This window comes from Halorubrum miltondacostae (genome assembly GCF_041379815.1).
GTDB lineage: Archaea > Halobacteriota > Halobacteria > Halobacteriales > Haloferacaceae > Halorubrum > Halorubrum miltondacostae.
Genome location: NZ_JBEDNY010000002.1, coordinates 398,115 through 416,491 on the forward strand (window position 1 = coordinate 398,115; position 18,377 = coordinate 416,491).

Below are 18,377 nucleotides of genomic sequence, written 5' to 3' on the forward strand. Positions count from 1 at the left end.
CCCGACCGCGTGTACGTCCTCGGCCGCGACGGAACGACCGACGACCTCGACGGCGGGACCGCCTCCGACGACGGGAACGACTGCGACGCCGACCGACCGCCCCACACCGCTCGGATCGGGTCCTTCCTCGCCCGCGACGGGAGCGCCAGCGCGGCGGTCGGCGTCGACCTCGACCGCCCGCACGCGGGCCTCGTTTTCGGGAAGCGGGGAACCGGGAAATCCTACACGCTCGGCGTCCTCGCGGAGGAACTCGCCGCCGCCAAGGGCGTCGCACCGGTCGTCGTCGACCCGATGGGCGTCTTCGGCGGCCTCCGAGCCGCCGGAGGACGCGTCGTCGACCCCGCGGTCCGCCCCGCCTCGATACCGCCGTCCGCGTGGCCGCCGTTGCTCGGCCTCGACCCGGCGAGTGGGCCCGGGAGCCTCGTCTGGCGCGTCGTCGCCGACGCCGTCGACGACGAGCCCGGAGACGCGACGGACCGTGGCTCCACGGGCGAGACGACACCCTCGCCGTCGATCGCGGCGCTCCGCGAGGCGGTCACCGGAGCCGACGCCCCGAGCGAGACGCGCCGCGCTGCCGCGAACCACCTCCGGCTGGCGGCCTCGTGGGGCGTCTTCGACGCCGACGCGCCGCCGGTCGGGTCTCTCGCAGCAGAGGCCGCTCCTGTAGTTATCGACCTCGCTGGAGTCCCCGACGCCGCCGCGGCGGCCGTGGTTCGCGCGGTCGCTCGCGGGCTCTACGACGCGCGGATCGCGGGCGAGCTCTCGCGGCTCCCGTGGCTGCTCGTCGACGAGGCGCACGCCTTCTTCGACGGGGTATCCGAGTCCGCGCTCCGGACGCTCCTCACCCGCGGGCGCGCCCCAGGCGTCTCGCTGGTCTGTGCGACCCAGCGGCCGGCTGCGCTGCCGAGCGTCGCCGTCTCACAGTCCGACCTGCTCGTCTCCCACCGGCTCACGGCCGCGCGCGATGTCGACCGACTGGCGGCGGCGGAGGCGACCTACCTCGCCGGCGACCTCGCCTCGCGGCTCCCGGACGGTGTCGGCGAGGCGCTCGTCGTCGACGACGCCACGGAGACGGCCCACACGGTCCGGATCCGCGAGCGACGGACGCCTCACGAGGGCGAGAGCCCGCGAGCGAGTCGGCTGTCTGGCGGCGGACCGCGGTGACGGGGTTCAGAACCCACAAGGTGCGCCGGAGGCACCCTGACGCATGGAACGAACGCCGTACGGATTTATCCTCGTCGCGGCCGGGGGCTTCCTCGGCGCGGTCGCCAGACGCGCCGTCGACGTGGGGGTCGGCGGCGTTCTCGCCGCTGCGTCCGGTAGCCGGCTCGCCGTCCTCGCCGGCGTTCCGACCGGCGTCGGGACGCTCGTCGCGAACGTCGTCGGCTCGTTCGCCCTCGGTGTCCTCCTGACACGCGCGTCGAGCGATCGGATCCGGCTGTTCGTCGGAACGGGCGCGCTCTCCGCGTTCACGACGTACAGCACGTTCGTCGCCGACGCGGTCGCGCTCGGGACGACCACCGGAGCGGGATACGTCGCCGTCAGCTACGCGACCGGCTTCGCCGCGGCGGCGTCGGGGCTCGCGGTCGGGGGGCGGTGTCGGCGATGATCGCCTCGCCGCTCCTCGCGACGGCGCTCGTCGGCGGCGGCGGCGCGCTCGGTGCCGCCAGCCGCCACGCGGTCGGGCTCCGCGTCGAGGGACGCCGGTCGGTCCTCCTCGTCAACGCCGTCGGGAGCCTCGCCCTCGGAGTCGTCTCCGCCGCACCGATCGGATCGGCCGCGACGCTGCTGTTCGGCGTCGGCTACTGCGGCGCGTTCACCACGTTCTCGTCGTTCGCGGTCGGGACCGTCCGCGCGGCGAGCGAGACTGGCACCCGCGCCGCCGCGAGCGTCGCTGCGACGAACCTCACGGCCGCGCTGGCCGCGTTTCTCCTCGGCTCCTACCTCGTCGCCGGGGTGTTCGGGTGACGGGCGGCCGTGCTTCCCTCGGCTCACGGCCTCGTCGGCAAGCGATAGGTACAGGATCCCCCGGCCCCTACACGGGTGCGTGACCGACACCGACCGCTCCGTCGACGGCGAGTCGACCGCTCCGGCCGACTCGGGGGGTCTCGCCGACGACGCGGCCCCAGAAGACGTTCCGGACTTCGGCGACCTCTCCGTCCTCCAGCGCGGGTTCGTCGCCGCCGCGCAGAACCCCTCGCGGGGACTGCTCGTCGTCGGCCTGTTCGTCTTCGCGCTCGCCTTCTACGCCGCGTTCTGGCTGACGTTCCCCCGCGCCGCCGGCCTCCTCACGGCGGTCGCGCTGGTCGTCGCCGCCGTCGCCGCGGTCGTCTACTGGCTCCTCAACCGACTCTCTCGGTGACCGGCCCGCGTCGCGGTCGCTCTCAGCCGCTTCCCGAAGGCCCCTCTCGGCGGCCTCACGGCCGGGGCTCGTAGAACTCTCGCAACGGCTGGCCGAACGCGGGCGCGAGCGTCGCGACCGCCTCGCCGACCAGCACATCGCGGTCGTCGAACGCGGGCTCCACCCGCGCGCCGAGCGCCACGTCGCCCGCGGCGTCGCTCTCCAGGTACTCCCGAACGGTGGCGAACTCCCGCTCGCGCTCGACGACGTACCGGTCCCCGTCGATGAACGGCCCGTACGTGTCCGGGTCGACGTCGTCGACGTACGACTCGTAGAAGCTCGCGGCGTGCTTCCGCACCGCGACCGGCGGCCCCTCGTGACGCGCGACCGCCGGTCGCTCGGTCACCTCCAGTTCCGCGTACAGCGCGGCCCGCGTCGACTCGTCGGCGTCGGCGCGCTCGGTCGCCTTCTCGTCGCCGCTCGCGCTATCGGCGTCAATTTCCTCGCCGCTGTCCGTCTCTCCCGCCGCGTCGGTCATGGCGCGCGCCCGGAGCACGTCGAACCCGCGCTCGTTGAGCCCGCCGACGATCCCGTCCAGCGATCGGCGGAGCTGGGGCCACAGCTGGTCGTCGACCACGTCGGGCGCGTCGAAGACGACCGCGACCGGCGTCGTCCCCCGCCGGTCGAGGTGCGCGCGAACCTCCTTTGGGTCGAGCGGCTCCGGCTCGTCCGGCTCGAAGAGCCCCTCGGTCGGGGCCGCGAGCAGCTCCCGCGCGTAGTGCTGGAAGCGCGCGAGGTTCGTCGCCGACAGGACCGCCGCGACGTTCCGCGTGGGGTCCGTCGGGTCGACGACGACGAGGGGATCGTCGAACGTGCGCTCGGCGTGCCCCTCGGGGTCGAACTCCACCGGCGGGTGCCAGCTCCGCGCCGACTCGACGAGCGGGACGAACCCCCCGAGCTCCAACACGAGCAGCTCCGTGAGATACCCCGAGAACCCCTCGGTGCGGAGGTCGCTGCCGTACGCGCCGATCCCCTTCAGGAACGCCTTCGCCAGCACCACGTCCGCGGCGAGGTCGTCGTCGAGCCGCGCGGAGAGGTACGCGTCGTGGAACGGGGTGCGGTCGACCGCGGAGACCAGGTCTCCCGCCGTCTCCACGTCGTGACAGGGCACGAGGTCGACGTCGAACCCCTCGTAGTTTCCCTTCACGTACGGGTGTTCGGCGTACTCCTCGTGGCCCTCGGGGAGCACCGCGTGCCCGACCGCCAAGCCGTACTCCTCCAGTTCAGCGCGGTCGAGATCCGCGTCGAACCGGACGAACAGATCGATGTCGCGGTCGCCCGCGACCCACGTGCCCCGCGCCGTCGACCCGACTTGGACCGCGTCGGCGTCGACGGGGAGGTCGGCTATCGCCTCGCGGGTCCGGTCGGTCAGCGTCGCGGCCGCCGCTCGCAGCCGCTCCCGCTCTTCTGACTCCGGGAGAACGCGCTCGCGGACCCGCGACAGCACCGCCTCCAGATCGTCCATACCGAACGGTCTCGCGGTCCGGCCGAAAACGTGTCGGTCGGATCGGCGACGCGGCGGGCCGACGGAGCGCCGTCGCCGTCCCGCGGTCTGGCCCGTCGGCTTCCGCGCCGTCGGGCGGAAACGAAAGCCCTATCAAAACGACGCGAATATCCGGAAGTAAGCCGAAGTAGCTCAGTTGGTAGAGCGCCTCGCTGTTAACGAGGCGGTCCCAGGTTCGAGTCCTGGCTTCGGCGCCTCCTTCCGCACGTTTCTCGTTTACACTTTCACCAGACGGCAGTCCTATTTTGTCTGTTTCCGCTGTGACTGAGTATGCCGGATCGAAGCGAGCACTTTGCTTCACTTGAGGAGCCACAGAAGCGCGGCCAAGCGGCCGAAGCAATCATAAAATCTGAACTCGTGAGTCGCGGGATTTCTGTTCTGGTCCCTGCCTACGATAATGAACCGTATGATATCGCGATCGAGGTTGCGGGTGACTTCCACCGTATTCAAATAAAAACCGCTTTTGAAGCGACAACCGAAGGAGCGGTACGGTTCCGAACGCGGAGTACCCGCACAAAAAGTTCAGGCTATGAACGGGAGGGGTATCAAGTATTAATCGATTTTTTCGCAGTCTATGCCCCCAGATGCGATGAATCGTATCTGATACCTATCGAGGATGCTGGCGACACACAGATGACTATCCGATACGAGCGGTCAAAAAATAATAATAGCAAACACATCAATTGGCACGAAGATTACCGTCTTGATGAGACATTGGCTTCGCTTGGTTCCAACCCGATAAGATAAAAGGGAGCCGAGTAACAGATCGATCTGAGACGGGCCTTTAGCTTAGTCTGGTTAAAGCGACTCGCTCATAACGAGTTGATCGCCGGTTCGAATCCGGCAAGGCCCATCCGAATTCTCCGGTTCCCGGACGGACCGGACTGCGCGGTACGGAGTCAGGTCGCTGCGCTCGTCTACTCCTGCTGAAGTGTCACGTCGGTCGCCGTCTCGTTCGCGAGGTTGTCGCTCACCGGACATCGCTCCTCGACGGCGGTGGTGAACTCCGCGAGCGTGTCGTCGTCGACCTCGCCCGCGAAGTCGACATCGACGGTCGCTTCCACGCCCTGGTAGCCGGCGCGCGGCTCCTCGGCGCGGCCGAGGTGCTTCCGCGGGTCGAACTCGCCGGCGACCGCGACCTCGACGCCCTCGACGTCGAGGTCGAAGTCCGGCGCCACCGCGCGGACCGTCGCGTCGAGACAGCCGCTCCACGCGGCGAGCAGGTACTCGATCGGCATCGCGCCCGCGTCGTCGCCGCCCATCGTCTCGGGGTCGTCCATCACCAGTTCGTGGTCCCGGGCGCGGGCGACGAACGCTGACTCGCCGTCGCTCTCCCCGGTGACCTCCATCCGCTGCGTCGCGTTGGCGTCACTCATCAGTCGTTGTAGCGGCCGAATAGTGGTAAACCGTCCACGTCGCCCGGGTTCGTGCCGGTGCCCGTGACGCCGGCGCTGGGAGAGAAACGCGTCTGTGGGCGCTGAAAATCGCGGAGACGGCGGTTCTGACGACCGGACCCGCGGCGACACGTCTCGGATAGCGGCGATATCCGCGTTCGTCGGCGTGATCCGTCGCGGAGCGACCGCGAGCGGCTGACCCGGGAGGTACGCACGGGCCCCGAGCCGCCGTGGCGCGTCGCCGGTTACTCCAGTAGCCCGACCAGTTCGTTCACGTCTTCGACGACCGCGTCCGCGCCGCTGCTGGCGAACTTCTCGCGCCCCGCCTCGCCGGTAAGCCCGCCGGTGAGGACGCCGACACCGTAGTAGACGCGCGTCTCGTCGGTCTCGTCGGCGTTGCGCGCGGTCCGCACGTCGTCGAGGGTGTCGCCCGCGAACGCGACCCGCTCGGCGTCGAACCGCTCCGCGAGTTCGACGAGCGCCCGCGGGTGCGGCTTCCCCTCCTCCCAGTCGTCCATCGTGAACCGCCGGTCCTCCGGCACGTCGAGGCCGACGCGCTCCAAGGCGATCGCCGCCTCGGCCGCCGGTCGCCCGGTGAGGACGCCGACGTCGAACCGCGCGGTGAGGTCGGCGATCGTCCCGGGGTCGACGAGCGTCGGCTCGTCGTGGATGTACCCGCCCTCCTCGGACGGCGGCTCGCCGCCCTCCAACTCGCGGTACAGCTCGCTGCCGAGGTACAGCGCCTGAAACGTCTCGCGGAGTTCGTCTCGGTCCCACTGGTCGCGGACGCGGGCCTGCGCGACCCGCGGGAGGTCGCCGACGACCTCCTTGGCGGCGTCGAGCCCGCCGCCGAGGTCGGCGACGCGGTCGGTGAACTCGTCGACGTCCATCCGGAGCCCCTCGCGGCGGGCCAGCACGAACAGCGCCGCCGCGTCCGTCAGCTCCCAGTCGTTGTTGAACCCGCCGGCGTCTTTGAACGCCTGGACCGCGTCGCGGTCGATCGGCTTGCCGCAGACCCGATCCACCGATTCCAGGATCGCCCGACGGTAGGAGTCCGCCACGTCGACCAACACCCCGTCGATGTCGAGGACTACTGCGTCGACCTGCATACCGCAACGCCGCCCGGCGGCGGAATGAACGTTCGGGTTCGCGTCGGCGTCGCCGGTTCGAGCGACACGGCGACGGCGGCGACGGTGGCCCGTCAGCGCGCCGCGTACACGACGGTCCCCGACGCCGCCGCGCGGCGGGACACGTCGACGACCGGCTCCTCGAAGCCGAGGGTCGTGAACAGACAGTCGGCATCGAGGCGCTCCGCCAGCGCGACGGTCGGTCGCTGGAGTTCGGCGGGGAGGTTCCGCGCGTACATCGCGTCGACGCCGCCCGCGTCGAGCCCGAGCGCGTTCCACGCCGCCCGTTCGTCCTCGGCCGCCGCGAGCGCCGTCACGTCCGCGGCGACGACGCGGAGCGATCCTCCGCTCGATTCTTTCGCCTCCGCCGCCGTGTCCCGCGCCGCCTCGCTCACGTCGACATCGAACGCGACGACGTCGCGGCCCCGGTCGGCGAGCGCCCGAGCGACCGCCGGACGCCGTCCGACGCCGACCTCGATAAGGCGGTCGTAGGGGTCGAGCGCGCCGACGAGCGCCCGCTCCGATGGCGGTAGTGGTCCCACGGCGCGGCCTTTATGACCGCGGCGGCCAAAAACGGTTTCATGCTCGTGGACATCGTCCCGGTCGGGGAGGTCACCCCCCGAGTGAAACGGGAGGCCTCCGGTGCGCTGCGTTCCGTATACGACTGCGACGTGACGGTCCACGACGACCAAGCGATCCCCGACACCGCCTTCGAAGCCGACCGCGACCAGTACCGCGCCGAGGACCTCATCGAGACGGTCACGCGGGTCGGCGGCGGCGAGAAGAACATCGGGATCACGCCCGAGGACCTCTACTACCGCCGCCGGAACTACGTGTTCGGCCTCGCGTACCTCAACGGGAGCGGCTCCGTCATCTCCACGCACCGGCTCCGTACCTCCTCCGACGGCGGCGTCTCAACCAAGCCCGCGGTCGACGTCTTCGGCGACCGCGTCCGCAAGGAGGTCGTCCACGAGATCGGCCACACCCTCGGCTTGGAGCACTGCGACAACAGCAAGTGCGTGATGTCGTTCTCCCCGACCGTCCGCGAGGTCGACGTGAAAGAGGAGAACCTCTGTGGCACCTGTTCTCGACTCGTTCGCTGACGCTCCGTTCTCTCGTCGCGTTCTGAGTCTGCCGCGTCACTCCGACCGCCGGTAGACGTAAAGTCCGCCCCGCACAAGGGACGGGTATGGCCGCAAAGCCGGAATATCGCGACCGGCCGGACGTCGAGGTCGCGCTGCTCGACGCGCTCGTCGACCGCGGCGACGAGGGGATGACCGTCCTCGAACTGCGCGCGGCCGTCGACGCCGACATCGACGCCGTCGAGGAGGCGCTCTCGGCGCTCAAGGAGGACTCGTTGATCACCGTGGAGACCGAGGAGCGCGTCCGCGTGTACGCCCACGACCGGGTGATTCCGGACCCGGACGCGCCGACCGACGAGCCCGCCGAGGGCCTCGTCGACGCGATCCGCGACCGCCTCGGACTGTAGCCGTCGGAGACGGCGGCCTTTTGCCTCTCGATCGCCTCCGTGCGACCATGACACTCGTCTCCGGCACCCACGACGCGCACGGCGCCGTGTACCGCGACCGCGATGGCCGCGAGGTGGTCGACCACTACGGGAAGCCCGTCCGCGTCGGTAAGGCGGTCCGCAATGTCGCCGGCGTGATCGAGATGGGGTACGGCGTCCTCGCCGTCAGGGGAGCCGACCGCGTCGAGTTCGTGGACAACGCCGTCTCGAACCGCGTCCCCGCCGCTGACGGCGAGGGGACGTACGCGCTCCTCCTCGACCCGCAGGGCGGGATCGAGACGGACATGTACGTGTACAACGCCGACGAGCGACTGCTCGTCTTCCTCCCGCCGGAGCGGACCGAGGCGGTCGCGGACGACTGGGCGGGCAAGGTGTTCATCCAGGACGTCGAGATCGACGACGTCTCCGACGAGTTCGGCGTGTTCGGGGTCCACGGGCCGAAGTCGACCGAGAAGGTCGCGTCCGTCCTCGGCGGCCCCGGCGCGCCGGAGGGCCCGCTCTCCTTCGTCCGCGGGTCGATGGTCGACGCCGGCGTCACCGTCATCGCGACGGACTCGCCGCTCGGCGAGGAGGGGTACGAGATCGTCTGCGCCGCCGCCGACGCGGGCGACGTGTTCGACACCCTGATCAACCGCGGACTCAACGCCGCGCCTTTCGGCTACCGGACGTGGGACGCGCTCGCGACCGAGGCCGGCACGCCGCTCTTCGAGTACGAGCTGGCGGGGACGGTCCCGAACGTGCTCGGCCTCCGGAACGCGCTCGACTTCGACAAGGGGTGTTACGTCGGCCAGGAGGTCGTCTCGCGCGTGGAGAACCAGGGCCGACCGAGCCGCCGGCTCGTCGGCCTCGAACTCGACGGGGTCGCCAAGGCGGTCGCCGACGTCGACCCGGACGCGGACCCGCAGGGGATCGACGCCGCGCTCCCCGCATCCGGCGCGGCTGTCTTCGACGGCGACGAGGCGATCGGCGAGGTGACCCGGGCCGCGGTCGGCCCCGCGACGGACGTGCCGGTCGCGCTGGCGCTCGTCGCGTTCGACGCCGACCTCGGCGCGGTCACCGTCCGCGTCGACGGCGAGGAGAGCCCGGCAACCGCCGTCGACCTCCCGTTCGTCGACGGGGGCGTCCGGTCCGGCCGGCTGCCGACGTACCCCGAGCTTCGCGCCTGACGTGGCCTGCGAGACTCGCGGCGGTTACCGTTTTCAAACGACGAAGTCGACCGCCGAGTAGAGGCTGAACCCGAGCGTGAACGCGCCCACGAGCGACCCGATCCACGCGAGGACCGTGTACCCCATCTTCCGCCGGCTCACGCCCGCGTCGCCCGCCGCGTAGCCCGCGCCGACGATCGCGGAGACGATGATCTCGTTGAACGAGACGGGGATCCCGAAGGCGACGGCAGTCTGTGCGATCGCGAACGAGGGGATGAGCGCCGATATCGACCGTCGCGGTCCCATCGAGGCGTAGTCCTGCGAGATGGCCTTGATCATCCGCGGCGCGCCGGTCCACGACCCGGCCAACAGCCCGACGCCCCCGCCGACGAGCAGCGCCCACAGCGGGACACCCACGTCGCTGAATATCGGGACGAGCGGCCCGATCGCGAGCCCGACCTGCGACCCACCCGCCGAGAACGCGACGAGCCCGCCCATCGCGAGCAGGAACCGCCGCTGTGCCCCTGCGCGGTCGCGGCCGAGGTCGACGTAGACGGCGACCGAGACGAGCGCGGCGATCGCGAGGGTCACCGCGGGCGACCCCGCGCCCCCGATGCCGAGCCCCGACCCGAGGACGGCCGCGACCGACGCCTGCTCGCCGGCGGGACCGAGCAGCGCGAAGCCGACGTTCGCGAGGATCGCTCCCACGACGCCCGCGAGGACGGCAGTGAGCGGCCGCTCCGAGAGCGCGTCCCCGATAAGCAGCCGGGCGACGCCGTAGGCGACGCCGCCGCCGACGAACGGCGTGAGCACCCACAGCGTCATGATCTCGCCGTACTTCGGCCACGCCGGGCTGCCGCCCATCGCGAGCCCGACCCCGACGACGGCCCCGGTGACGGTGAACGCCGTCGCGATCGGGTACCCCGCGAAGACGCCAATCGCGACCAGGGCGGCGGCCGTGACGAGCGCGACGATGGCGGCCGCGGCGGTGAGCGTCACGCCGCCGATCAGTTCAGTCCCGACCGCCTCCGTCACGTTCGCGCCCTGGAGTATCGCGCCGAGCAGGCCGAGGACGCCGACGACCAGGCCGGCGCGCATCACGGAGATGGCGTTTGCGCCGACGGCGGGCGCGAACGGGGTCGACCCCGAGGAGCCGGCGCCAATCGACCACGCCATGAAGAGGCTCGCGGCGGCGGCGACGAGCAGCGTCGCGGCGGTGACGAGTACCATCAGTTCCGCCCGTCGTTGTAGCCCTCGTTCAACCCCCTCACCGTGCGGCGGACGAGGAGGAATCCGAAGAAGAACAGCCCGAGAAGTCCCGCCAAAATCAGGACGAACAGCGGTTGGACCGGAAGCATACGACCGAATCCGTCGGCACGCGGTTATAAGTTTCGAGCGGGTGGTCGCGCGCCCCGCCGAGTTCCCCCCGTTCTTCGGGCGATCGGACCGGTGGCTAAAACGCGCCTTTGTGCCTCAGCCACGTATATGTCGGTCTCGGCCATACATGTAATCGCGACCCCCGCTTCGGCCCTCACACGCCCGGAACAGCCGGCCGACGCGCCGGCCGGTCGGACTCGCACCGCTCCCTCCCCTGCCCGGTAGCCCTCCCCGGCCAACCAGCGCGACCGACCGCCGGCGTCCGCGCCCGAGCCGCCTCGTGAGCTCCACCGTGCACACGACCGTCGGCCGGTCCGGCCGCTCGCGGGGCGTCGCGATCGGTCCCCGCCGACGCGACGGCGACGACGCCCGTGCGATTCTCTCGGCTCCGCTTCGCCCAGTTGTACCGTTACTCGACGCCCGCTCCCTCGATCCGGAAGGTCTCGAACGGCTCCCCGTCCGGCGTCACCAGTCGCCCGTCGAGCCCGTCTCCGGACTCGCCCTCGGCCGGGGTCAGTTCCGCGTGCGCCGGGCGGTTCCCGCGCGGTTGGGCGTGGCTGCCCGGATTCAGTATCGGGAGCCCGCCGGCGTCGTCGAACCGCGGGCGGTGGCTGTGGCCGCAGATCACGGCGTCCGCGTCGCGGCCGCGACCGAGCATCACGAGCCCGGTGTCGCCGCTGCGGTGTCGGTGCGTGACCGCGAACCGGACGCCGGCGTACTCGACGGTCCGCACCTCGGGGACGCGGTCGCGGATCGCAGCGTCGTCGTTGTTGCCGTAGACCGCTCGGAAGCGGGCGGCGGCCGACCGAAAGGCGTCCAACACCGGCTCCCGGTAGAAGTCGCCGGCGTGGATCACCAACTCCGCCTCGCGAACCGCCTCCGCGGTCCGCCCCTGTAGCCGCGACTCCTCGCGTGCGTGCGTGTCGGAGACAACGACGAGCATACCGGGAGTCCGCGCCGGTGTGAGTTAAAAAGCGCGCTCGACGGGACGGCGTCGCCGAAGCGAACGGCGAGCTAGGGGCGACCTATTCGTCCAGCGAGAGCGCCGCGAGCAGCGATTCCAACTGGACCTGCTCGTTCGCGCCCTCGGCGATCCGGTAGTCGGCCTCGCCGATGCGTTCCATGAGCCGCACCGCCTCGCGCTCGCTCAGGTCGAACTCCCAGACGGAGCGGTGGAGCTGGTCGATCACGTCGCCGCCGGCCATCCCCGTCTCCGTGAGCAGTACGTCCAGCGTCGACCGCGCCCTGGCGAAGTCGCCGTCCAGCGCGTCAGTCACCATCGACTCGATCTCCTCCGGGCGGGCGGTCGCCGTGATCGCGTACACCGCCTCCTCGTCGACGACGTCGCCGGTCGTCGCCGCCGCCTGGAGCGAGTTGATCGCGCGGCGCATGTCGCCGTCGGCCGCGTACACCAGGGCGTCGACGCCGGCGTCGGTCACCTCGATATCCTCCGCGGCCGCGATCTCGCGGACCATCCCGCTCACCGCCTCGTCCGAGAGCGGCGAGAAGCGGAAGACGGCGCACCGCGACTGGATCGGGTCGATGATCTTCGACGAGTAGTTACACGAGAGGATGAAGCGGGTGTTGTCGGAGAACTGCTCCATCGTCCGGCGGAGCGCCGACTGCGCGTCGTCGGTGAGGGAGTCCGCCTCGTCGAGGAACACGATCCGGAAGTCGCCGCCGAACGACGAGCGCGCGAACCCCTTGATCCGGTCCCGCACCACGTCGATGCCGCGCTGATCGGAGGCGTTGAGCTCGAGGAAGTTCCCCCGCCAGTTGTCCTCGCCGTAGATCTCGCGGGCGATGGCGGTGGCCGCGGTCGTCTTGCCAATCCCCGCGGGACCCGAGAACAGGAGGTGGGGCACGTCGTCCTGCGCGATGTAGCTCTGGAGGCGCTCGACGATCTCCTCTTGCCCGTGGATGTCGTCGAGCGTCTGCGGCCGGTACTTCTCGATCCAGATCTCCCGCCCGGTCGCGGTCGCAGCCGCCTGCTCGTCGGCCTCGCTCATTGTCGGATCTGAGGGTCGGTGGGGTGATAAACGAACCGAGAACGGCACGCGACCGGCGCACCGCGTCCCACCGCTACGTCCGGCGCCGGGTCGCCTCGCCGAAGGCCCTCTCCACGCTCGCGTCGGCCTCCGCGTCCCGCATGCGAGCGTGTTCGTCGGCGTCGATGTCGGGCGCGAGCAGGACCGCAGCGGCGCCCGTCGCGACGGTCTCCGTCCGCCAGTCGACATACGGCTCGCCGGCCCACGCCGGGAGGTCGGCACGCAACACGGCGTTCCGCCAGGCGAACTCCCGGACCGTTTTCAGCCCCAGCAGCGCCACCCGGTCGTCGAACGGGTCGAGCAGCCGGTCGATCCCGGCGATCCAGGCCGCGTCGTACGCCTCGACGAGCGCGTCCTGCGCCGTCTGGACGAGCCGCGCGAGGATCGCGTTTATGCGGTCGTGGTCCTCGCGTTTGACGCCGCGGTCGGGGTCGATCCCGACGTCGCCGAGCGTGTACGTGAGGTCGTACGCGATGTGCGCGTTGATCCCGAGCAGGGCGTCCTGCGCGACGAGCGTCTCGCGGCGGGCCGCGGCGGCGAAGGCGAGCAGCCACGGCCGCGGGAGCGACCCGAACGCGCGGCGCTCGAACGCGACCAGCGCCCGCCGGTAGCGCTCCGTGAAGGCGACGAGGTACGCGGCGGCCCACTCCGCGTCGACGAACGCCCCGTCGTCGATCGCGTCTCGGACCGTCGCAGTCATCCGGACGTACACCGTGAGGAACACCGCGCGCCGGTCGCCCCGCTCGCGGAGGTACGACTCGGTCCGCGCCAGCCGCTCGTCGACGTCGGCGACGGACGCGAAGGGAGTCTCCACCAGTTCGAGCAGCGCCGCGTCGGGCTCGTCGCCGGCGAACTCCGCGACGATCGCGTCGGCGTCGGCCGTCCGTCGGAGCCCGCCGAGCAGGGCGCTGGCCTCCGCGGCGGTCGGGACGACGGTGCGGATCGGGATCATCGCGAGTCAGCGGCGTACCGCCTGCCGCCCCGATACACCGCCGGGGTCAAAGAACGTTGCTGCGGGTGGCAGGGGTCGCCGCCGCGCGGACCGGCCTCCGCCTACGCGAACTCGTCGATGAGCTCGGGCACCACGTCGAAGAGGTCGCCGACGATCCCGTAGTCGGCGATGTCGAAGATGGGCGCGTTCGGGTCGGTGTTGATCGCGACGATCGTGTCCGACCCTTTCATCCCGGCGACGTGCTGGACCGCGCCGGAGATGCCGACCGCGATGTACACGTCGGGCGTGACGACCTTCCCGCTCTGCCCGACCTGCCGGTTCTTCGGCAGCCAGCCGTTATCGACGATCGGCCGGGAAGCGGACAGCGTCGCGCCCAGCGCCTCCGCGAGGTCCTCGATGAGCTCGATGTTCTCCTCCTCCTCGATCCCGCGGCCGACCGAGACGAGCACGTCCGCGTCCGCGATATCGACGTCGCCGCCGCCGACCTCCTCGAAGCCGGTGACGCGGGCCCCCGACTCGGGGATGTCGACCTCGGCCGCCTCGATCGCCGCGTCGCCGACGCCCTCCGCGGGCGGCCACTCGCCGCCGCGGACCGTGAGGACGAACCGGTCGCCGGCGACGTCGACGGTCGTCTCGACCTTCGAGCCGTACATCTCGCGGGTGACGGTGAGCCCGTCGTCGTACGCCATCCCAACGGCGTCGGTCACGATCGGGACGCCGAGGGCCTCAGCGAGCGCGGGCGCGTAGTCGAGCCCGTTGACGGAGTTCGGCAGCACCACCGCGCCGGCCTCAATCCGATCGGTGAGCTGCGAGAGCGCCGCCTGGTAGGCGTTGTGGTCGAACTCCTCGCCGTCGGCGACGGTGTGGATCGCGTCGACGCCGTCGCGGTTCAGGTCTTCCGCGAACCCGTCGACGTCGCCGCCGATCACGGCGACGTGGAGGTCGACGCCGCGCGCGTCGGCGAGCTCCCGTCCGGCCGTGATCGCTTCGTACGAGACGTCTCGGAGCGCTCCGCGACGGTGTTCCGCGGCGACGAGCACGCTCATCACGCGCTCACCCCCTTCTCGCGGAGGACCTCGGCGAGGCGATCCGCGGACTCGCCCGCGTCGCCATCGATCATCTCCGCGTCGGACTCGCTCTCGGGCTCGTACATCGACGTGATCGTCAGCGAGCTCTCGACGTCGTCAGCGGTCAAGCCGAGGTCGGACAGGTCCTTCGCGGCGATCTCCTTACGCTGGGCCTGTCGGATCCCGCGGAGGCTCGCGTACCGCGGCTCGTTGAGCCCGGTCTGGACGGTCAACACCGCCGGGAGGTCGACCTCGGTCAGCTCCTCGACGCCGCCCTCGAGCTCGCGGTGGACGTGCGCCACGCCCGCGTCGGCGTCCACGTCGAGGTCGTTGACGACCGCGGCGTGCTCGAAGCCGATCCGCTCCGCGAGCGCGACGCCGGTCGCGCCGAAGCCGGTGTCGGCGGCCTGGACCCCGCCGAGGACGAGATCCGGCTCCTCCTCCGCGACGACCGCCTCGAAGAGGTCGACCTTCGAGGCGACGTCGGCGAACGCGCCGTCGAGCGCCTCGTCCCAGACGCGGACCGCGCGGTCCGCGCCCTTCGCGAGCGCCATCCGGATCGTCTCCTCGGTGCGCTCCCGCCCGACGGTGACGGTCACGACCTCGTCGGCGATCCCGGCCTCGGCCAGTTGGACGGCGGCCTCGACGGCGTAGTCGTCCCACTCGTTGAGGTCGTACTCCAGATCGGACTCGGCGATGTCGGTCCCCTCGATCGCGAAGTCGTCGTCCGCCTCCGCGACCTCCTTGACGGTCACCAGAACCTTCATGATCGATACTGGGTCGCTCGCCATGTAATGGTTTTCGGAACGGGCGAGGACGGACCGGCGGTTTCCGCCCGATCCCGCCGGTTCGACGACCCGTTCGCGCCGGAGCGGCGCTCGACCGCGGGCCGTCGCCGCGACCCCGGCGGTCAGCGTCCGACGTCGCGTCCGTCGGCATCGCCGCCCTCGTCGCCGCCGGCCTCGGCCTCCTCGTCGTCGGGCAGCGAGATGAGGTTCTCGCGGCCCAGTCGGAGCTTCTCGACGCGCTTCTCGTCGGCCATCGCCGAGAGCAGCTGCGACACCTTCGCGTCGGACCAGCCGGTCTCGGCGACGATGTCGGCCTGCCGCATCCGGCCGCCGTTCTCGCCGAGGAGCCGCTCGACGCGCTCCTCGTCCGACAGCAGCGAGAGGTCTGGCTCCCCGCCCTCTCCGTCGGCTGACTCGTCGGCCGCGCCGGGGTCCTCCATCTCGCCTGCGTTGGGGTCGTCCGCGGAGCGCCGCTCGGTGTCGGCCGGCGCGTTGCCCTCTCCGTTCGCGATCGGGTCGCCGGGCGCGCCCCCCTCGGCACTGACCCGGCGGTACCCGACGACGCTCCCGGCGACGAGGACCGCGGCGAGCACGATCGCGGCCAGGAACATCCCCCACGGCGGCGAGGCCGCGCCGGCGGGGCCGTACACGATCGCCACGGGCTCACCGCCGTTGAACGTCTGCGGCCCCTCGATGATCACGTCGCCGTCGGAGAGCTGCGTCACCGCGGTGCTCGGCGTGCTCGTGACCGTGTACCCCTCGGGTGTCCGCACCTCTAGCGTCTGATCCGCGCCGAGGCTGCGGAGCCACGTCCCGTTCTCCGGCGTCGTCAGCGCGTCGCCGAGGACGAGGTTCTCGCCGTCCTGCGCGAGGAAGGCGGTCCACGTGAACGTCAGCCGGAGCTCGCCGACCGCGGCCGCGTCGTCCGTCGCGACGTCGAACTCGCTCGGGTCCTCGTGGACGTCGAACTCGCGATCGACGCCCTCGATGGCCATCGAGCGGTCGACGTTGCGGTTCGCCTCCCGCCGGAACCCCTCGAACAGCTCGACGTCGGGGCCGACCTCGCCGTCGCGGAAGCGGTCGCCGACGGTCCTGAACGTCGCCGTCTCGTTCTCGTCCGCGAGCGAGTACCGCACCGCGACGGTCCAGTCGGCGCTGCGGTCGGGGTTCAACCCGACTCGGATCCGCGTCGCGGACGGCGACGTGATGACGTCCTCGGTCTGCGGTCGGGCGGCCGTCAAGCGGTCGTCGACGGAGCCGCGAACCGGCGCCTCGGCCGCAGCAGCCGAGGTGTGTGCCACGGTATCGTCCGCGTGGAGGGGAGAGGGAACGGTGCTCGCGCCGTTGACCGCGCCGCCGGCGCTCGCGACCAGCGCGAGCGCGACGACCGCGATCAAAAGCGCGCGAATGGCGGGGTTCCGCATACGTCTCGGGCCACTCGCGCGCCGGGCAAAACGCTTTCCATACGCTGTTTTTTGACAGGAAATCTGTACGAATAACCGACGTGACCCCGCGAACCGCTCAGCCGCGGGCCCGAGTCGCCCCGGGCCAGTCATCCGACCGCAGTGGGTGGATTTTTTGTATCGGGGGTCGAACGCTGAGACGATGAGAGCCCTCCAGATCGCCGTGGTCGCGGTCCTGCTGCTCGTGGCCCCGGTCGCCGGCGTCACCGCCCCGGGCGCCGCTCCGCAGCCCGCCGACCCGGTGCCGTCCGCCGACTCCGCGGTCGCCGTCGACTCCGCGTCACCTGCCGACTCCCCGCTTTCCGCCGATATCGCATCCTCTGCCGATTCTCCCGCCGTAGACCCGCTCTCCCTCACCGAACCGGTGTCGACCGCGACGCCCGCGCCGGGCGCCCCCGGGCAGACGACGACCCAGATCGACGCCGCGAACCTCACGCTCCGGACGCTGTCGACCCCGATTGGTGCGGAGACGCGGGTCAGCACGTACCGTCGCGGCCCGGACATCGGCTCCGCGCTCGGGTTCGCCACCGCCGACGCGGACGCCGCTTTCAAGACCGCGGCCGTCGTGGATCGGATCGAGCGCGCGGCGCCGGGCGTCGAGCGCCAACAGCAGATCCTCGCGGAGATCAACCGCGTCGAGCGCGCGGAGGTCGCGCTGTCCAGCCGGCAGACGAACGCCTTCAGCGCGCACGCCTCCGGTGAGATCACCGACCGCGAACTCGTCGACGAACTCGTGCGCGTCGCCGCGACCGCTCGCGAGTACGACGACCGACTCGACGAGATCGACGCCCTCGCCGAGTCCACCGACGGCTTCAGTTCTCCCGGCCGGCTCGACGAGCTCCAGGTGGCGCTCCAGGTGTACGAGGGGCCGGTCCGCGACCAGGCGCTTGTGACCGCCCGCGGACAGTCCGCCGCGAACAACGTCCACGTTGAGTCGACTTCTGAGGCCGTCGTGCTCGCGACCGTCGTCGACGGTCAGTACGTCCGCGAGGTGTTCCGGACCGACCGCTGGGACCGCGGCGGCGGCGACATTTCGAACGACGCGGCGATCGAGGTAACCAAGGCGTCGTACCCCGAGACGGCGGCGCTCCGCGAGCCTGACGCGTTCGGTGCGGGCGCGGTCCAGCGGATCACGATCCCGCACGAGCTGGGGACCCTCCGCACCTTCGTCAGCGGCGGGACGGAGCAGGTGTTCGTCGAACACCAGCGCATCGACCTCGCGGCGTTCCCCGACAGCGAGCCGGTCACGGCGACCGGAGACGGGTTCAACGTCACCGTCGAGCGGACGTACCCCGGCGGCCCGGTGACCGTAACCGTCCGCAGCGAGGAGACGGGCGAGCCGCTCTCGAACGTGACCGTCACGAAGTCCGTCGGCGGCGGCGACAGCCGGGCGATCGGGGCGACCGACGAGAACGGCGTCGTCCGGACGCTCTCCCCGGCCGACACGTACCGCATTACGGTCGTCGACGAGCCTCGCGTCCTCGTACTCGACGGCATCGAGCCCCTCACGACGCCGCGACCGGTCGAGGACGTGTGAGCGTCGTGCGCTGACCGGCCCGGTTCCGCGGCACCCGCCTCGACAC

At 71.2% G+C, this 18,377-nt stretch carries 20 protein-coding genes, 2 tRNA genes and 1 pseudogene; 11 read left to right on the top strand and 12 right to left on the bottom strand.

The features are described 5' to 3' along the window. The first annotated feature begins 9 nt into the window (after positions 1-9). From ABNG04_RS07500 to ABNG04_RS07515, 4 genes are all read left to right on the top strand, one after another. Positions 10-1,164 (top strand): ATP-binding protein, encoded by a 1,155-nt coding sequence (locus ABNG04_RS07500; RefSeq protein WP_371161412.1) that lies wholly within the window; start codon positions 10-12, stop codon positions 1,162-1,164. Positions 1,165-1,207: 43 nt separating this feature from the next. After that, entirely contained in the window at positions 1,208-1,609 is a 402-nt protein-coding gene (locus ABNG04_RS07505; RefSeq protein ID WP_371161414.1) for a fluoride efflux transporter FluC, read from the top strand. Then, positions 1,606-1,968: a CrcB family protein gene (locus ABNG04_RS07510; protein ID WP_371161416.1), complete on the top strand. Its 363-nt coding sequence runs from the start codon at positions 1,606-1,608 to the stop codon at positions 1,966-1,968. The genes ABNG04_RS07505 and ABNG04_RS07510 overlap by 4 nt, the downstream gene beginning before the upstream one ends. Before the next feature lie 79 nt (positions 1,969-2,047). Then, the gene (locus tag ABNG04_RS07515) at positions 2,048-2,362 is read left to right on the top strand and encodes a hypothetical protein (protein WP_371161418.1); all 315 of its coding nucleotides are present in this window, start codon (positions 2,048-2,050) and stop codon (positions 2,360-2,362) included. Positions 2,363-2,417: 55 nt separating this feature from the next. Here the strand turns inward: ABNG04_RS07515 and cca are convergent, their stop codons facing one another. Then, entirely contained in the window at positions 2,418-3,866 is a 1,449-nt protein-coding gene (cca, locus tag ABNG04_RS07520) for a CCA tRNA nucleotidyltransferase (protein WP_371161420.1), read from the bottom strand. 160 nt (positions 3,867-4,026) lie between these two features. Between cca and ABNG04_RS07525 the strand changes: the two genes are divergently transcribed. The 3 genes from ABNG04_RS07525 (at position 4,027) to ABNG04_RS07535 (ending at position 4,758) form a co-directional block, all read left to right on the top strand. Beyond that, a tRNA-Asn gene (locus ABNG04_RS07525) sits at positions 4,027-4,099 on the top strand. Between the two features lie 76 nt (positions 4,100-4,175). Then, entirely contained in the window at positions 4,176-4,652 is a 477-nt protein-coding gene (locus tag ABNG04_RS07530) for a group I intron-associated PD-(D/E)XK endonuclease (RefSeq protein ID WP_371161422.1), read from the top strand. Positions 4,653-4,683: 31 nt separating this feature from the next. Beyond that, positions 4,684-4,758 (top strand) — tRNA-Ile (locus ABNG04_RS07535). 64 nt (positions 4,759-4,822) lie between these two features. Here ABNG04_RS07535 and ABNG04_RS07540 read toward each other — a convergent pair. From ABNG04_RS07540 to ABNG04_RS07550, 3 genes are all read right to left on the bottom strand, one after another. Next, on the bottom strand, positions 4,823-5,281 hold the full coding sequence (locus ABNG04_RS07540) for an OsmC family protein (RefSeq protein WP_371161424.1): 459 nt from the start codon (positions 5,279-5,281) through the stop codon (positions 4,823-4,825). Positions 5,282-5,544: 263 nt separating this feature from the next. Further along, positions 5,545-6,408, bottom strand: coding sequence for a TIGR01548 family HAD-type hydrolase (locus tag ABNG04_RS07545; RefSeq protein ID WP_371161426.1), 864 nt, complete (start codon positions 6,406-6,408; stop codon positions 5,545-5,547). A 92-nt stretch (positions 6,409-6,500) separates the two neighbouring features. Beyond that, positions 6,501-6,968 carry a UPF0146 family protein gene (locus tag ABNG04_RS07550; protein ID WP_371161428.1) on the bottom strand — a complete coding sequence of 156 codons (468 nt, stop codon included), beginning with the start codon at positions 6,966-6,968 and terminating at the stop codon, positions 6,501-6,503. 39 nt (positions 6,969-7,007) lie between these two features. On the opposite strand from ABNG04_RS07550, the gene ABNG04_RS07555 reads away from it, so the two are divergent. From ABNG04_RS07555 to ygfZ, 3 genes are all read left to right on the top strand, one after another. Beyond that, positions 7,008-7,529, top strand: a complete 522-nt coding sequence (locus ABNG04_RS07555) for an archaemetzincin family Zn-dependent metalloprotease (protein ID WP_371161430.1) — start codon at positions 7,008-7,010, stop codon at positions 7,527-7,529. 86 nt (positions 7,530-7,615) lie between these two features. Continuing rightward, on the top strand, positions 7,616-7,915 hold the full coding sequence (locus ABNG04_RS07560; RefSeq protein ID WP_371161432.1) for a DUF6432 family protein: 300 nt from the start codon (positions 7,616-7,618) through the stop codon (positions 7,913-7,915). A gap of 47 nt (positions 7,916-7,962) precedes the next feature. Then, on the top strand, positions 7,963-9,120 hold the full coding sequence (ygfZ, locus tag ABNG04_RS07565; RefSeq protein WP_371161434.1) for a CAF17-like 4Fe-4S cluster assembly/insertion protein YgfZ: 1,158 nt from the start codon (positions 7,963-7,965) through the stop codon (positions 9,118-9,120). 33 nt (positions 9,121-9,153) lie between these two features. Here the strand turns inward: ygfZ and ABNG04_RS07570 are convergent, their stop codons facing one another. From ABNG04_RS07570 to ABNG04_RS07605, 8 genes and pseudogenes are all read right to left on the bottom strand, one after another. Then, positions 9,154-10,329, bottom strand: a complete 1,176-nt coding sequence (locus tag ABNG04_RS07570) for an inorganic phosphate transporter (protein WP_371161436.1) — start codon at positions 10,327-10,329, stop codon at positions 9,154-9,156. After that, positions 10,329-10,460 (bottom strand): annotated as a pseudogene (locus tag ABNG04_RS07575) (DUF7859 family protein); the annotation flags it as partial. The gene ABNG04_RS07570 and the pseudogene ABNG04_RS07575, both read right to left, overlap by 1 nt. A gap of 425 nt (positions 10,461-10,885) precedes the next feature. Continuing rightward, positions 10,886-11,419 carry a metallophosphoesterase gene (locus tag ABNG04_RS07580; protein WP_371161439.1) on the bottom strand — a complete coding sequence of 178 codons (534 nt, stop codon included), beginning with the start codon at positions 11,417-11,419 and terminating at the stop codon, positions 10,886-10,888. Between the two features lie 82 nt (positions 11,420-11,501). Continuing rightward, a complete protein-coding gene (locus tag ABNG04_RS07585) occupies positions 11,502-12,485 on the bottom strand; it encodes a replication factor C small subunit (protein ID WP_371161440.1) in 984 nt (327 codons plus the stop codon). Between the two features lie 73 nt (positions 12,486-12,558). Beyond that, the gene (locus ABNG04_RS07590) at positions 12,559-13,476 is read right to left on the bottom strand and encodes a DUF5995 family protein (protein ID WP_371161442.1); all 918 of its coding nucleotides are present in this window, start codon (positions 13,474-13,476) and stop codon (positions 12,559-12,561) included. Between the two features lie 101 nt (positions 13,477-13,577). After that, positions 13,578-14,525, bottom strand: coding sequence for an electron transfer flavoprotein subunit alpha/FixB family protein (locus ABNG04_RS07595; protein ID WP_371161443.1), 948 nt, complete (start codon positions 14,523-14,525; stop codon positions 13,578-13,580). Further along, positions 14,522-15,310: an electron transfer flavoprotein subunit beta/FixA family protein gene (locus ABNG04_RS07600; protein ID WP_371161444.1), complete on the bottom strand. Its 789-nt coding sequence runs from the start codon at positions 15,308-15,310 to the stop codon at positions 14,522-14,524. Before ABNG04_RS07600 ends, ABNG04_RS07595 begins: the two co-directional genes overlap by 4 nt. Positions 15,311-15,453: 143 nt before the next feature. Next, the gene (locus ABNG04_RS07605; RefSeq protein WP_371161446.1) at positions 15,454-16,755 is read right to left on the bottom strand and encodes a helix-turn-helix transcriptional regulator; all 1,302 of its coding nucleotides are present in this window, start codon (positions 16,753-16,755) and stop codon (positions 15,454-15,456) included. Positions 16,756-16,936: 181 nt separating this feature from the next. On the opposite strand from ABNG04_RS07605, the gene ABNG04_RS07610 reads away from it, so the two are divergent. Further along, a complete protein-coding gene (locus ABNG04_RS07610) occupies positions 16,937-18,331 on the top strand; it encodes a DUF7094 domain-containing protein (protein WP_371161448.1) in 1,395 nt (464 codons plus the stop codon). Positions 18,332-18,377: the final 46 nt, after the last annotated feature.